The organism is Citrobacter amalonaticus (assembly GCF_018252635.1).
GTDB classification, from domain to species: domain Bacteria; phylum Pseudomonadota; class Gammaproteobacteria; order Enterobacterales; family Enterobacteriaceae; genus Citrobacter_A; species Citrobacter_A amalonaticus_E.
Window position 1 is genome coordinate 823,156 of record NZ_JAGTXM010000002.1, and the last position, 14,179, is coordinate 837,334.

The following is a 14,179-nucleotide window of genomic DNA, read 5'->3' on the forward strand; positions in this document are numbered from 1 at the left end:
AACAATGACCCAGAAAAACGAACAGTCTCAACGACAGGAACGGGTAGCGGCCTGGAGTCGCCTGGCTGAAAGCGACCTTTCCACCTATACCAGCACCGCGAAACAGGTTCTACAGGCACAGAAACCGCGCGACCAGAAACTGTGCGCAAGCCTTGAAGAGGCTATCCGCCGTTCCGGTTTGCAGGATGGCATGACAATTTCTTTTCACCATGCATTTCGCGGCGGCGACCTGACCATCAACCTGGTGATGGCCACTATCGCCAGCATGGGATTTAAAAACCTGACGCTGGCCTCCAGTTCCCTGAGCGATTGCCATGCACCGCTGGTCGACCATATCCGTAACGGCGTCGTTAGCCGCATTTACACCTCCGGTCTGCGCGGACCGCTGGCAGAAGAGATCTCTCGCGGCCTGCTCGCAGAACCCGTTCAGGTTCACTCCCACGGTGGTCGCGTGCATCTGGTACAGAGTGGCGAACTCAGCATTGACGTCGCCTTCCTTGGCGTCCCGTCCTGCGATCCGTTCGGGAATGCCAACGGCTACACCGGTAAAGCATGCTGCGGCTCACTCGGCTATGCCCGCGTTGATGCTGAAAGCGCGAGTCAGGTGGTGCTACTGACGGAACAACTGCTGCCTTATCCGCATAACCCGGCCAGCATTACCCAGGACCAGGTTGATCTGATCGTACAGATAGACCAGGTCGGTGATGCCGATAAGATCGGCGCTGACGCCACGCGAATGACCACCAACCCGCGCGAACTGCTGATTGCCCGCAGCGCAGCAGAGGTCATCGCCCACTCCGGTTATTTCAAAGAAGGCTTTTCCCTGCAAACCGGTACGGGTGGTGCCTCACTGGCGGTCACTCGGTTCCTGGAAGACAAAATGCGCAGCCGCGATATCCGCGCGGATTTCGCCCTGGGCGGCATCACTGCCACCATCGTCGATCTGCATGAAAAAGGCTTAATTCGTAAACTGCTGGACGTCCAAAGCTTCGACCGCCATGCCGCAGAGTCACTGGCACGTAACCCGAATCACATCGAAATCAGCGCAAACCAGTATGCCAACTGGGGTTCAAAAGGGGCCTCCGTTGACCGTCTGGATGTGGTCGTGCTGAGTGCGCTGGAAGTCGACACTCAGTTTAACGTCAACGTACTGACCGGTTCTGACGGCGTCATTCGCGGCGCATCCGGCGGTCACTGCGATACCGCTGTTGCCGCCGCGCTGTCGATTATCGTCGCACCGCTGGTTCGTGGACGTATTCCAACGCTGGTAGATAACGTACTGACCTGTGTCACACCCGGTTCCAGCGTCGATATTCTGGTTACCGATCATGGTATTGCGGTTAACCCGGCACGTCCAGAACTGGCGGAACGCCTGAAGGAAGCGGGGATGAAAGTGGTTTCCATTGAGTGGCTGCGTGAACGTGCACAACAGCTCACTGGCGAACCGCGTCCCATCGAATTCACCGACCGTGTGATTGCTGTGGTCCGCTATCGCGACGGCTCAGTGATCGACGTTGTTCATCAGGTGAAGGAATAAGCCATGCACCTGCTTCCTGAACTTGCCACCCGCCGCGCGATTTCAATTCCCGAGCTGCTCGTCAGCCGGGATGAGCGACAAGCACGGCAATACGTCTGGCTGGCGCGCCATCCCATTCCACTGGTCTCCTTTACCGTGGTAGCGCCTGGCCCGATTAAAGACAGCGAGCTCACCCGTCGCCTCTTTAATTACGGTGTGACCGCGCTACGCACGCTGGCGGCACAGGCGGACTGGCACATCAGGGAGCAGGCTGCACTGGCCTCAGCCAGCGGGCCGGAAGGCATGCTCTCGATTGAGGCACCGGCCCGTGACATCAAGCTCGCAACGATTGAGCTTGAACACACCCATCCTCTGGGACGTTTGTGGGACATTGATGTACTCACTCCCGGAGGCGAAATTCTCTCCCGCCGCCATTTCGCGCTTCCCGCCCGCCGCTGCCTGCTGTGTGAGCAAAGCGCTGCAGAGTGCGCGCGTGGGAAAACCCATACGCTCTCCGATCTGCTCACCCACATGGAGGCGCTGCTGCATGCTGCCGATTCCCAATATGCCCGTTGAAACCACCGCCCTTCCCCGCACGCTGTTTGACGCGTACGCCCATCTGGCGTGGCGCGCAATGCTGACGGAAGTGAACCTGTCGCCAAAACCCGGGCTGGTCGATCGTCTGAACTGCGGCGCGCATAAAGATATGTCGCTGACGGATTTTCACCGCAGCGCGTTGGCGATTCAGGCCTGGCTGCCGCGTTTTATTGAATACGGCGCATGCTGCGCACAGATGCCGGCCGACACCGTATTAAACGGCTTACGCCCGTTAGGCATGGCCTGTGAAGCGGACATGTTTCGCGCCACCGCCGGTGTGAACACCCATAAGGGCAGCATTTTTTCTCTCGGTCTGCTGTGTGCCGCCATTGGCCGTCTGCATCAACAGCAGCAAACCATTACCCCGGAAACGATCTGTATCACCGCCGCCCGCTTTTGCCGCGGACTGACCGAGCGCGAACTGCGCAACAACAATCAACAAATCACGGCAGGCCAGCGACTTTATCAGCAACTGGGATTAACCGGCGCACGCGGCGAAGCCGAAGCGGGATACCCGTTGGTTATCCACCATGCGCTTCCGCATTATCGCGCCCTGCTAGCCGGGGGACGCGATCCCGAGCTGGCGTTGCTGGACACTTTACTTCTGCTGATTGCGCGCAACGGCGACACCAACGTGGCCTCGCGCGGTGGCGCGGCAGGACTGCGCTGGATACAGCAGCAGGCAAACGCATTGTTACAACAAGGGGGCATCCGAACCCCCGCCGATCTCGATCGCCTGCATCAGTTCGACAACCACTGCATTGAACGCAATCTCAGCCCTGGCGGCAGTGCCGACCTGCTGATCGTGACGTGGTTTTTAGCCCAGATTTCTCAAGTTAAACATTTACAAAATTATTGAAAAGATCCTTTCCGGAGAATCACTTATGTCTTTATCGAAAGATAGTATATGGAAGTTGTTGGCCCCCCTGGTCGTTATGGGCGTCATGTTTCTTATCCCTGTCCCGGACGGCATGCCCCCTCAGGCATGGCATTACTTCGCCGTTTTCGTGGCGATGATCGTCGGTATGATCCTGGAGCCAATTCCGGCTACCGCGATCAGCTTTATCGCCGTGACCATCTGCGTAATTGGCAGCAACTACCTGCTGTTTGATGCCAAAGAGCTTGCAGACCCGGCATTCGACGCCGGTAAACAGGCGCTGAAATGGGGGCTGGCAGGATTCTCCAGCACCACCGTCTGGCTGGTATTCGGTGCGTTTATCTTCGCTCTGGGCTACGAAGTCACCGGTCTTGGCCGTCGCATCGCGCTGTTCCTGGTGAAATTCATGGGCAAACGCACCCTGACGCTGGGCTATGCGATTGTCATTATCGATATTCTGCTGGCGCCGTTTACGCCATCCAACACCGCCCGTACCGGGGGCACTGTGTTCCCGGTAATCAAAAACCTGCCGCCACTGTTTAAATCGTTCCCGAACGATCCATCCGCGCGTCGTATCGGCGGTTACCTGATGTGGATGATGGTTATCAGTACCAGCCTGAGCTCTTCGATGTTCGTCACGGGCGCGGCACCAAACGTGCTGGGCCTGGAGTTTGTCAGCAAAATCGCCGGTGTGCAGATCAGCTGGCTGCAGTGGTTCCTCAGCTTCCTGCCGGTCGGTATCATTTTGCTGATCGTGGCACCTTGGCTCTCTTATGTTCTCTATAAGCCTGAAGTCACACACAGCGCGGAAGTCGCCGCCTGGGCGGGTGATGAACTCAAAACCATGGGCACCCTGACGCGCAAAGAGTGGACGCTGATCAGTCTGGTTCTGCTGAGCTTAGGGTTGTGGGTTTTTGGTGGTGAAGTGATCGACGCCACCGCCGTCGGTTTGTTAGCCGTTTCTTTGATGCTGGCGCTGCATGTGGTGCCGTGGAAAGACATTACCAAATACAACAGCGCCTGGAACACGCTGGTGAACCTTGCCACCCTCGTGGTGATGGCAAACGGGTTAACCCGCTCCGGTTTTATTGACTGGTTCGCCGGTACCATGAGCACCCATCTGGAAGGGTTCTCGCCTAACGCGACGGTAATTGTATTGGTGCTGGTGTTCTACTTTGCTCACTACCTGTTTGCCAGCCTGTCGGCGCACACAGCAACGATGCTGCCGGTTATTCTGGCGGTCGGTAAAGGTATCCCGGGCGTGCCGATGGAACATCTGTGTATCCTGCTGGTGCTGTCCATCGGGATCATGGGCTGTCTGACACCGTACGCAACAGGCCCTGGGGTCATCATCTACGGCTGTGGCTATGTGAAATCCAAAGATTACTGGCGTCTTGGCGCCATCTTCGGGGTGATTTACATTGCGATGCTGTTGCTGGTTGGCTGGCCGATTCTGGCGATGTGGAGCTAGTTCTGACGTAAAACGCTGAATGGATCAAGGCCCGCGGGGTAAAGACACCTCGCGGGCCTTTTTTATGGTTAAATAGATACTATTCAGATTTTATATAAGTTCAGAATCATCATGAAACCGACCTGGCAAAAATGGGTGTGGCTCGCCGCCCCACTCCTCCCCCTTTCTACCGCCGTTGCCAACGAATTACAGGCCACGCGGTACGGCGACTTCGACCGTTACGTGCTGGCGCTTTCCTGGCAGACGGGCTTCTGCCAGAGCCAGCACGAACGTGACCGCCACGAGCCTGACGAGTGTCGCCTGCAAAAAGAGACGGCCAACAAAGTCGATTTTCTGACCGTACACGGTTTGTGGCCAGGATTGCCGAAATCAGTCTCTTCACGCGGAGTCGATGAACGCCGCTGGATGCGTTTTGGCTGCGCCACGCGTCCGATCCCTAATCTGCCGGAAGCACGTGCCAGCCGCAAATGTTCCGCTCCAGAAACAGGACTGTCGCTGGAAACCGCCGCAAAACTCAGCGACGTAATGCCGGGAGCGGGTGGACGTTCTTGTCTCGAGCGTTATGAGTATGCGAAACATGGCGCCTGCTTTGGCTTTGACCCGGACGCGTACTTCGGCACCATGGTGCGGTTGAACAAAGAGATCAAGACCAGTGAATTAGGGGCATTCCTGGGCGAGAATTACGGTAAGAGCGTCAGTCGTCGCGCCTTCGATGCAGCGATAGCCCGACGTTGGGGAAAAGAGGCTGTCAAAGCGGTTAAACTGAGCTGCCACGGCAATCCGGCTTATCTGACAGAGATCCAGTTTTCGCTGAAGGCCAGTACCATCAACGCACCGCTCTCCGCCGACTCGTTTGCCCCACAACCTCATCCTGGAAACTGTGGTAAGCAGTTCATCATCGACAAAGTGGGTTACTGATCTTGCGATCCGGCGTGAAATCCGCGCCGGGTAATCTATCAGCGTTTCGCGCGAGCATCCGGACGCACCAGATCAAAACGGTGAGACTCGCTGATCGCATAGTAGGCCGTTGGTCCACCGGCGCGCAGCACGGGCTGTGCTTTTGCGGTCTGGTAAATACCCTCTTCCAGCAGCGTTTCGGCAATATGAATCCCGACAACTTCTCCCAGGATAAGCCAGGTTTCGATGGCTTCCCCCTGCGCGGTCGTCAGTTGAATACTCTGTGACAGGCGACATTCGAAATTCACCGGACTTTGCGCAACGCGTGGCGCTTTCACCAGACGACTTTCCGCCTTCGTCAGCCCGGCGGCAAAAAATTCATCTTCGCCATGCGGCAGACTGGCGGAGGTTTCATTCATCGCGCTGGCTAACTCCCGGGTGGTCAGGTTCCAGACAAACTCGCCGGTTTCCATGATGTTACGCACGCTGTCTTTCCAGCCGGTGCTGGCAAAACCGATAATCGGCGGATGATAATTGAAACAATTGAAGAAGCTGTAGGGAGCCAGGTTATCCCGACCTGTCGTGTCCTGAGAGGCTATCCAGCCAATCGGCCTGGGGCCAACAATAGCATTCAGCGGGTCGTGCGGCAGGCCGTGTCCCTGCGAGGGTTGATAGAAATACATAGTATGCTCTGATGAATTTAACGTCAGCGAAACACGAAATGCGCTCCGCTCATCCCCCTGATGGAAGAGGATCAGCGTAGAGCAATCCGTTAAAAATTACGACTGAATAAAGTTGAGCAGGTCCTGATTTATCTGCTGCTTATGAGTGGTGCAGATGCCGTGGGAACCGCCCGCATAGACCTTCAGCTGCGCGTCAGGCAGTATTTCCGCCGCCACTTTACCGCAGGTCTCAAACGGGACAATCTGATCGTCATCACCATGAATAACCAGCGTCGGAATGGTCATTTTGCGCAAGTCTTCGCGCAGATCCGTTTCCGAGAACGCCTTGATGCAGTCGTACAGCGCTTTTATTGAGCCCTGTAATCCCTGCTCAACAAAGCTTTCACGTACCGCTTTTGACTCCTTCGCTCCGGGTCGGTTATAGCCATAGAAGGCAGAGGTAAGCTCATAGAAAAAGGCGGCGCGATCATTAACAACGCCTTCACGGATGCCGTCGAACACCTCTTTCGGCACACCGTTCGGGTTAAAATCAGTTTTCACCATGATGGGCGTTACCGCGCCAATCAATACCGCTTTCGCCACCCGCTGCGTCCCGTGTCGCCCTATATAACGCGCCACTTCGCCACCGCCAGTCGAGTGACCGACATGCACCGCGTTTTGCAGGTTCAGGTGTGCAGTCAGTTCAGCCAGATCGTCGGCATACTGATCCATCGTGTGCCCCTCCCACGGTTGCGCGGAGCGCCCATGCCCGCGCCTGTCGTGGGCGATCACCCGAAATCCTTTCGAGCCAAGAAAAAGCATCTGATCTTCGAAGGCATCTGCCGTTAACGGCCAGCCGTGGCTGAAGACAATGGGCTGTCCACTGCAGTTACCCCAATCCTTAAAATACAGATAGCTGCCATCTTTGAGAGTAATTTTGTCGTACTGGCTCATGAGATCTCCTGTAACGGAACACTGAGAAAGTGATGCGCCCGCGACGCGCGCTTAAAAAGCATAATGCAAATTTGAGAACGATCACGTTTATCGAATAAAATTCATACTAGTAATGCTTTTTTGGCTATTTACCCGAATGTGAACTAAATCACTTCAAACCCAGGGTAAGTCTCAGTATCATCGGGAGAGTTAAACCCTTGCCGCCAGACGGTGAGGGTTTTCTTTTGGGAATATTACCTGCGGCAAAACGCAGTACTGACGACATGGAGTAAAAATGTCCAGACCAACTATCATCATTAACGACCTTGATGCAGAACGCATCGATCGCTTGCTGGAGCAACCCGCGTATGCAGATTTACCGATTGCCGACGCGTTAAATGCCGAGCTTGATCGTGCCCAAATGTGTTCGCCAGAGACCATGCCGCATGACGTCGTGACCATGAACAGTCGTGTTAAATTCCGCAATCTCAGCGATGGCGAAATTCGCGTGCGCACGTTGGTTTATCCTGCGGCGATGACTGACAGCAGTACGCAACTTTCAGTAATGGCACCTGTGGGTGCAGCGCTGTTGGGCGTGCGTGTGGGCGACACCATTCACTGGGAACTACCGGGCGGCGTATCCACCCACCTGGAAGTGCTGGAACTGGAATACCAGCCAGAAGCGGCAGGCGACTTCCTGCGTTAATCCCATCTGCATAAGCGATTTTCCGCTTTACCCAGAGGATGCGCTCGCATCCTCTTTCCGTAAGTTACGTAAAATCACCCATTCTTCCTGGTTCGCCTCTGCCCAGACTGATCCACACTGAATCGGTTTCATTGGCAGGTGCGGTCATGAACGAAACATTCAGCATATTACTGGGATTCTTCATCATGGCGGCGATCATCGTCGGTGCCGTACTTTACCTGGAGAATCACTGGTAACGAATGAAGAAAAATCCCCTGCAGAACGCAGACAGAATTATTATTATATGCTTGAATGATTTAAGTATTAATTAACAGGGAGAAACGGGTATGTATAAGACAATCATTATGCCGGTTGATGTTTTTGAAATGGAACTCAGCGATAAGGCGGTTCGCCACGCTGAATTTCTGGCGCAGCAGGATGGCGTCATTCATCTTTTGCACGTGCTGCCAGGTTCTGCCAGCCTGAGCCTGCATCGCTTCGCCGCCGACGTTCGTCGTTTCGAAGAACACTTACAGCATGAAGCCGAAACCCGGCTGCAAACGATGGTCGGCCACTTCAGTATCGACCCTTCTCGTATTAAGCAACATGTTCGTTTTGGCAGCGTTCGTGACGTGGTTAATGAGCTCGGTGAAGAACTGAATGCTGACGTCGTGGTCATTGGTTCGCGTAATCCATCGATTACCACACACCTGCTGGGTTCTAACGCCTCAAGCGTGGTACGTCATGCCACGCTGCCGGTGCTGGTTGTGCGTTAATCATTCTGTGACTGACAAAAAAAGAGGTGCCAGTTGGCACCTCTTTCATTTTGCAGGTGTAGTCTTACTTTCTTTTTTATGCCGTCTTCGTACGAATCAGATAATCAAAGGCGCTCAGAGACGCTTTCGCCCCTTCGCCGGTTGCGATGATAATCTGCTTGTACGGTACAGTGGTGCAGTCACCCGCCGCGAATACGCCCTTCACACTGGTTTCGCATTTCGCGTCGATGATGATTTCACCCATCCGGTTGCGTTCAATCGCCCCTTCCAGCCAGGTGGTATTCGGCAACAGGCCGATCTGAACGAAAATCCCCGCCAGTTCAACGTTGTGAACGTCTCCGCTCACGCGGTCGCGGTATTCCAGACCAACCACTTTTGTGCCATCGCCTTTCACTTCCGTGGTCTGGGCGTTCAGAATGATATCGACGTTTTTCAGACTGCGGACTTTATCCTGCAGAACCTGATCCGCCTTCATTTCCGGGGCAAATTCCAGCAGGGTCACGTGTTCCACGATCCCCGCGAGATCGATCGCCGCTTCCACGCCAGAGTTACCGCCGCCGATCACTGCCACGCGCTTGCCTTTAAACAGAGGGCCGTCGCAGTGAGGACAATAGGTAACGCCTTTGGTACGATATTGATCTTCGCCAGGAACATTCATGTTGCGCCATTTCGCACCAGTGGCAATGATGATGCTGCGTGCTTTCAGCACCGCACCAGAAGCCGTTTCAATCTGATGCAAACCGCCTTCGCTGGCCGCCGGCACCAGTTTGCTGGCGCTCTGGCTGTCAATGACATCCACGTCATAATCATCGACATGAGCCTTCAGCGCACCAGCCAGCTTCTGCCCTTCCGTTTTCGGGACAGAGATGTAGTTTTCGATATCCACGGTATCGAGCACCTGACCGCCGAAACGCTCACCCATCAGGCCGGTACGAATTCCTTTACGGGCGGAGTAGACCGCCGCCGCCGCGCCCGCAGGGCCGGAACCGACAATCAGAACATCATATGCCTCACGCTGACTCAGCTCTTCTGCGGCACGTTTTTCTGCGCCGGTATCCACTTTCGCCACGATTTCCGTTAGCGTCATACGACCCTGACCAAACTCTTTGCCGTTAACGTAGACGGCCGGAACGCCCATCACATTTCGCTCAGTGATTTCGTTCTGGAACGTACCGCCATCAATCGCCGTATGCTTGATGCGCGGGTTCAGCACCGCCATCAGGTTCAACGCCTGCACCACGTCAGGGCAGTTATGGCAGGAGAGTGAGTAATACGTTTCAAACTCAAAATCGCCGTCAATATCGCGGATCTGCTCAAGCAAAGACTGCGATTCTTTTGACGGGTGTCCACCAGTCCACAGCAATGCCAGAACCAGTGAGGTAAATTCGTGCCCTAACGGAGAACCCGCAAAGCGAGGTCCCTGATCAGAACCTGGGTTGGTGATCAAAAAAGAGGGCTTGCGCACGGGCAGGCTATTGTCTTCTTTAAACGTGACTTTCTCTGACAGTTCGGCGATTTCAGCCAGCAGTTCCTTGATTTCTGCCGATTTAGCGCTGTCATCCAGCGTAGCAATCAGCTCAACAGGTTTGGTCAGTTTCTCAAGATAAGCCTTGAGCTGGGTTTTCATATTAGTGTCGAGCATTGTTCTTCCCTCTCTGAAAACATCATCATGCAAGCTGATTTGGCTGAGTCTGCATCAATACAACTTGCGTCATGGTGCTGAATAAAACGGGCACCCAAAAGCACCCGTCTGTGAGGCAAATTCCCAGTATTTCTTGTCACAGGAAGGCGGCAAGCTTATGAATCCCCGGGAGCTTACATAAGTAAGTGACCGGGGTGAGTAAGCGCAGCCAACACACCTGTGACATGAAAGACGCCGGAATTTTTAGATTTTACCAACCAGATCTAAAGATGGAGCCAGCGTCGCTTCGCCTTCTTTCCACTTAGCCGGGCACACTTCGCCTGGGTGAGAAGCAACATACTGAGCGGCTTTGATTTTACGCAGCAGGTCAGAAGCATCACGGCCGATACCTTCAGCGGTAACTTCGATCGCCTGGATGATACCCTGCGGGTCAACAACGAACGTTGCGCGGTCTGCCAGACCTTCGTCTTCACGCATGTTGTCGAAGTTACGGGTCAGGGCGCCAGTCGGGTCGCCGATCATCGCGTATTTGATTTTAGCGATGGTGTCAGAGCTGCTGTGCCATGCTTTGTGGGTGAAGTGGGTGTCGGTAGAGACAGAGTAAACGTCTACGCCCAGCTTCTGCAGTTCTTCGTAATGGTCTGCAACGTCACCCAGTTCGGTCGGGCAGACGAAGGTAAAGTCAGCCGGATAGAAGAAGAAGACGCTCCAGCGGCCTTCGGTATCTTTCTCGGTTACTTCGATGAATTCACCGTTTTTGAACGCCTGGTTTTTAAAAGGTTTAATTTTGGTATTAATCAAAGACATCTGTACTTCCTCCATGTTTTCGTTGAGAGATAAGTTACCGAAGATTGACTGACAGGGCTAATGCGTTTCCTTTATCAAATCAATAAGCGTTAGCTAACAAACCTCTCAATTCAACGTTGTGAACGTGCTACGACGCAAAGTAAAAAGGGCCACCTTTGCAGGCAGCCCCGTTACCTGAACTACCCGTGGGTAACTTCAGCGCCAGTGAAACTGGCTATGTGTTGCGCTCTACATTACCTTAACAAAGGCTGTAACAGCGAGAAGGATTACACCACCCCACTCCTGAAAGGGCAACGTTCCAGCCTGAGGTCTTACCTATGGCTGTGATAGGTTTCCTCACCTCTCGCTACATCGCTCTGATTTATAAGGATAAAAGATGTTAAACCGTATACTTTTGCTCTCCTTCTTCCCTCTCTTTGCCTGGGCCGAAGATCTGCCAGCACCCGTTAAAGCGATAGAAAAACAAGGAATTACCATTATAAAGTCTTTCGAGGCGCCAGGTGGGCTGAAAGGCTATCTTGGAAAATACCAGGATATGGGGGTTACTATCTACCTGACGCCGGATGGCAAGCAGGCCATTTCAGGCTACATGTACAATGAAAAAGGCGAAAATCTGAGTAATCAGTTGATAGAGAAAGAGATCTATGCGCCTGCCGGACGAGAAATGTGGCAGCGCATGGAAAAAGCCAACTGGTTACTGGATGGCAAGAAAGAGGCTCCGGTGGTGCTCTATGTGTTTGCCGATCCTTTCTGTCCGTACTGCAAACAGTTCTGGCAACAGGCTCGCCCGTGGGTGGCGTCCGGCAAAGTACAATTACGCACGCTTCTCGTCGGCGTCATCAAGCCAGAAAGTCCGGCTACCGCCGCTGCCATTCTGGCATCGAACGATCCGGCAAAAACCTGGCATGATTATGAAGCCTCTGGCGGAAAAATGACGCTCGCTGTGCCCAAAGCGATTTCTCCCGAGCACATGAAGACACTCAATATGAACCAGAAAATCATGGATGATTTAGGCGCAAACGTCACACCCGCGATTTACTATATGAGTAAAGAAAATGTACTCCAGCAGGTCGTTGGCTTACCTGAAAAAGCGCAACTGGATGCCATGATGGCGCAACCATAATTAATACGGGTAATTATATGCAATCAAATATAATTACCCTGAATAATTCTCATAACAGGTTGTAAAAATCACTTCGTTATTTAAGCATCACTGAAGTAACGCTCACGCCAGAAAGAAACATTTCTTTGCAATAATCCGTAGTTTTTAACCACACAAGCTTGTATAGCGCGCATGTAATATCAATTAATATATATTAATAACCAATATATTAAATACACGTTAATTAATTTATTGAATTAATTTAAACATTGCACACCCACAAAAAAGACTTATATTATAGAGGGATATCTATTCCAGACGTACGACTTTAACGTTTAAGGATAAGCGATACATGTCAGTTTATAAAATAGCATTAAACCAGAATGTTCTTGAAGCCGCCGAAGAACGCATCACCTGGACTCTCGAAAATCTTCCTCGTTTGTGCGTCTCCTTTTCCGGTGGTAAGGATTCCGGCTTGATGTTACATCTGACGGCAAATCTTGCACGTAAGCTACACAAAAAAATCAATGTGTTGTTCATTGACTGGGAAGCGCAATTTTCCTGTACCATTAATTATATTTCCGCGTTACGCGATATGTATGCCGATGTCATCGACCATTTCTATTGGGTTGCCCTTCCCCTCACCACCCAAAACTCACTGTCTCAGTTTCAACCTGAATGGCAATGCTGGGAACCCGATACTCAATGGGTTCGTCAACCGCCGCCAGACGCCATCACCGATCCGGGCTATTTTCCTTTCTATCAACCCGGCATGACCTTTGAACAGTTTGTGCGTGAATTTGCTGACTGGTTTTCGAATAAACGCCCGGCAGCCATGATGATCGGGATTCGGGCCGATGAGTCCTATAACCGTTTTGTGGCTATCGCCAGCTTACGTAAACAACGTTTTGCCGATGACAAACCCTGGACAACAGCCGCACCAGGTGGGCATACCTGGTACATCTACCCGCTGTATGACTGGAAAACAGCCGATATCTGGACCTGGTTTGGTCGCACGAATCTGCCCTGTAATCCGCTCTACACCCTGATGCATCAGGCCGGAGTCCCGGCCCGTTACATGCGAATTTGTGAGCCATTTGGCCCTGAACAGCGCCAGGGATTATGGCTCTATCATGTTGTTGAACCGGAAAGATGGGCAGCGATGTGCGAGCGCGTGAGTGGCGTCAGAAGTGGCGGGATCTACGCCGGACAGGATAATCACTTCTATGGCCATCGAAAAATTCTCAAGCCCGATCACTTGAGCTGGCAGGACTACGCCATGCTGTTACTGCTCAGCATGCCAATCAACACGGCTGAGCATTACCGCAACAAAATCGCCGTCTATTTACAGTGGTACAAGAAAAACGGCCTCAGCGAGATCCCGCAAACGCAAACTGGCGATATTGGTTCGAAAGATATCCCCTCCTGGCGACGTATCTGCAAAGTGTTATTGAACAATGATTACTGGTGTCGGGCGCTCTCTTTCAGTCCAACTAAACCAAAAAGTTACCAGCGTTATAGCGAACGCATGAAAGCGAAACGCAAGGAATGGGGAATTTTATGCAACAACGATTAACTCAGGACCTCCTTAGCTATCTCTCTGGCTTATCTGATGACGAACGAATAAAAGCCATCAATGAGTTCAGAAAGGCGATTCACAGCGTCAGTCCGTTTCGTGACGAGCCGGTTGACTGTGTGCTATGGATAAAAAACGAACACATTTCGCCTAATGATTACAATCCCAATAACGTCGCTCCGCCGGAGAAAAAGCTGCTGCTGAAATCTATAGAAGCGGATGGTTTTACCCAACCCATTGTTGCCACCCAATCCAGCCCGGAAGAGTATGAGATCGTCGATGGTTTTCATCGCCATGAACTGGGGAAAGGCAAAGCCTCGCTCAAATCCCGCCTCAAAGGCTATTTACCCATTACTTGTCTGGAGGGGGAGCGTCATGACCGCATGGCGGCGACCATTCGCCACAACCGCGCCCGAGGCCGTCATCAGATCCACGCCATGTCGGAGATCGTACGTGAACTGGCATTACTGGGATGGGAAGACGAAAGAATCGGTAAGGAATTAGGGATGGACGAGGACGAAGTCCTGCGCCTGAAACAGATCAATGGTCTTCAGGAGCTGTTTGCCAGTCGTCGATTTTCAAAAGCCTGGACGGTGAAATAAGCTGATTATGCCGGATGACGGACTTATCCGGCCTGA

At 52.9% G+C, this 14,179-nt stretch carries 15 protein-coding genes; 11 read left to right on the forward strand and 4 right to left on the reverse strand.

Annotation, left to right across the window (positions count from 1 at the left end):
- The first annotated feature begins 4 nt into the window (after nt 1-4).
- The 5 genes from citF (at nt 5) to rna (ending at nt 5,379) form a co-directional block, all read left to right on the forward strand.
- Entirely contained in the window at nt 5-1,537 is a 1,533-nt protein-coding gene (gene citF / locus KE671_RS08415) for a citrate lyase subunit alpha (protein WP_206162529.1), read from the forward strand.
- Nucleotides 1,538-1,540: 3 nt separating this feature from the next.
- Nucleotides 1,541-2,092, forward strand: a complete 552-nt coding sequence (gene citX, locus KE671_RS08420) for a citrate lyase holo-[acyl-carrier protein] synthase (protein ID WP_206162530.1) — start codon at nt 1,541-1,543, stop codon at nt 2,090-2,092.
- Nucleotides 2,064-2,972, forward strand: coding sequence for a triphosphoribosyl-dephospho-CoA synthase CitG (citG, locus tag KE671_RS08425; protein ID WP_206162531.1), 909 nt, complete (start codon nt 2,064-2,066; stop codon nt 2,970-2,972). The genes citX and citG overlap by 29 nt, the downstream gene beginning before the upstream one ends.
- 25 nt (nt 2,973-2,997) lie before the next feature.
- Nucleotides 2,998-4,461 (forward strand): anion permease, encoded by a 1,464-nt coding sequence (gene citT / locus KE671_RS08430; RefSeq protein WP_206162532.1) that lies wholly within the window; start codon nt 2,998-3,000, stop codon nt 4,459-4,461.
- 111 nt (nt 4,462-4,572) lie between these two features.
- Nucleotides 4,573-5,379 (forward strand): ribonuclease I, encoded by an 807-nt coding sequence (gene rna, locus KE671_RS08435; RefSeq protein ID WP_206162533.1) that lies wholly within the window; start codon nt 4,573-4,575, stop codon nt 5,377-5,379.
- Nucleotides 5,380-5,417: 38 nt separating this feature from the next.
- On the opposite strand, the gene KE671_RS08440 is transcribed toward rna, so the two are convergent.
- Both KE671_RS08440 and KE671_RS08445 read right to left on the reverse strand, forming a co-directional pair.
- The gene (locus tag KE671_RS08440) at nt 5,418-6,041 is read right to left on the reverse strand and encodes a flavin reductase family protein (protein WP_206162534.1); all 624 of its coding nucleotides are present in this window, start codon (nt 6,039-6,041) and stop codon (nt 5,418-5,420) included.
- 96 nt (nt 6,042-6,137) lie between these two features.
- Nucleotides 6,138-6,974, reverse strand: coding sequence for an alpha/beta fold hydrolase (locus tag KE671_RS08445; RefSeq protein ID WP_206162535.1), 837 nt, complete (start codon nt 6,972-6,974; stop codon nt 6,138-6,140).
- A 274-nt stretch (nt 6,975-7,248) separates the two neighbouring features.
- On the opposite strand from KE671_RS08445, the gene rnk reads away from it, so the two are divergent.
- From rnk to uspG, 3 genes are all read left to right on the forward strand, one after another.
- Nucleotides 7,249-7,659, forward strand: coding sequence for a nucleoside diphosphate kinase regulator (gene rnk, locus KE671_RS08450; RefSeq protein WP_043001447.1), 411 nt, complete (start codon nt 7,249-7,251; stop codon nt 7,657-7,659).
- 146 nt (nt 7,660-7,805) lie between these two features.
- The gene (gene yldA, locus KE671_RS22925) at nt 7,806-7,895 is read left to right on the forward strand and encodes a small membrane protein YldA (RefSeq protein ID WP_271788437.1); all 90 of its coding nucleotides are present in this window, start codon (nt 7,806-7,808) and stop codon (nt 7,893-7,895) included.
- Nucleotides 7,896-7,985: 90 nt separating this feature from the next.
- The gene (gene uspG / locus KE671_RS08455; protein WP_206162536.1) at nt 7,986-8,414 is read left to right on the forward strand and encodes a universal stress protein UspG; all 429 of its coding nucleotides are present in this window, start codon (nt 7,986-7,988) and stop codon (nt 8,412-8,414) included.
- Nucleotides 8,415-8,490: 76 nt separating this feature from the next.
- On the opposite strand, the gene ahpF is transcribed toward uspG, so the two are convergent.
- Complete coding sequence (gene ahpF / locus KE671_RS08460; protein ID WP_206162537.1) at nt 8,491-10,056, reverse strand: alkyl hydroperoxide reductase subunit F; 1,566 nt, start codon at nt 10,054-10,056, stop codon at nt 8,491-8,493.
- Nucleotides 10,057-10,299: 243 nt separating this feature from the next.
- The gene (ahpC, locus tag KE671_RS08465; RefSeq protein ID WP_004859485.1) at nt 10,300-10,863 is read right to left on the reverse strand and encodes an alkyl hydroperoxide reductase subunit C; all 564 of its coding nucleotides are present in this window, start codon (nt 10,861-10,863) and stop codon (nt 10,300-10,302) included.
- 376 nt (nt 10,864-11,239) lie between these two features.
- Between ahpC and dsbG the strand changes: the two genes are divergently transcribed.
- The 3 genes from dsbG to KE671_RS08480 all read left to right on the forward strand — a co-directional run bounded on the left by dsbG (nt 11,240) and on the right by KE671_RS08480 (nt 14,143).
- On the forward strand, nt 11,240-11,986 hold the full coding sequence (gene dsbG / locus KE671_RS08470) for a thiol:disulfide interchange protein DsbG (protein WP_206162538.1): 747 nt from the start codon (nt 11,240-11,242) through the stop codon (nt 11,984-11,986).
- A 331-nt stretch (nt 11,987-12,317) separates the two neighbouring features.
- On the forward strand, nt 12,318-13,541 hold the full coding sequence (locus KE671_RS08475; RefSeq protein WP_206162539.1) for a phosphoadenosine phosphosulfate reductase: 1,224 nt from the start codon (nt 12,318-12,320) through the stop codon (nt 13,539-13,541).
- Complete coding sequence (locus tag KE671_RS08480; protein WP_061076796.1) at nt 13,526-14,143, forward strand: IbrB-like domain-containing protein; 618 nt, start codon at nt 13,526-13,528, stop codon at nt 14,141-14,143. The genes KE671_RS08475 and KE671_RS08480 overlap by 16 nt, the downstream gene beginning before the upstream one ends.
- Nucleotides 14,144-14,179 lie beyond the last annotated feature (36 nt).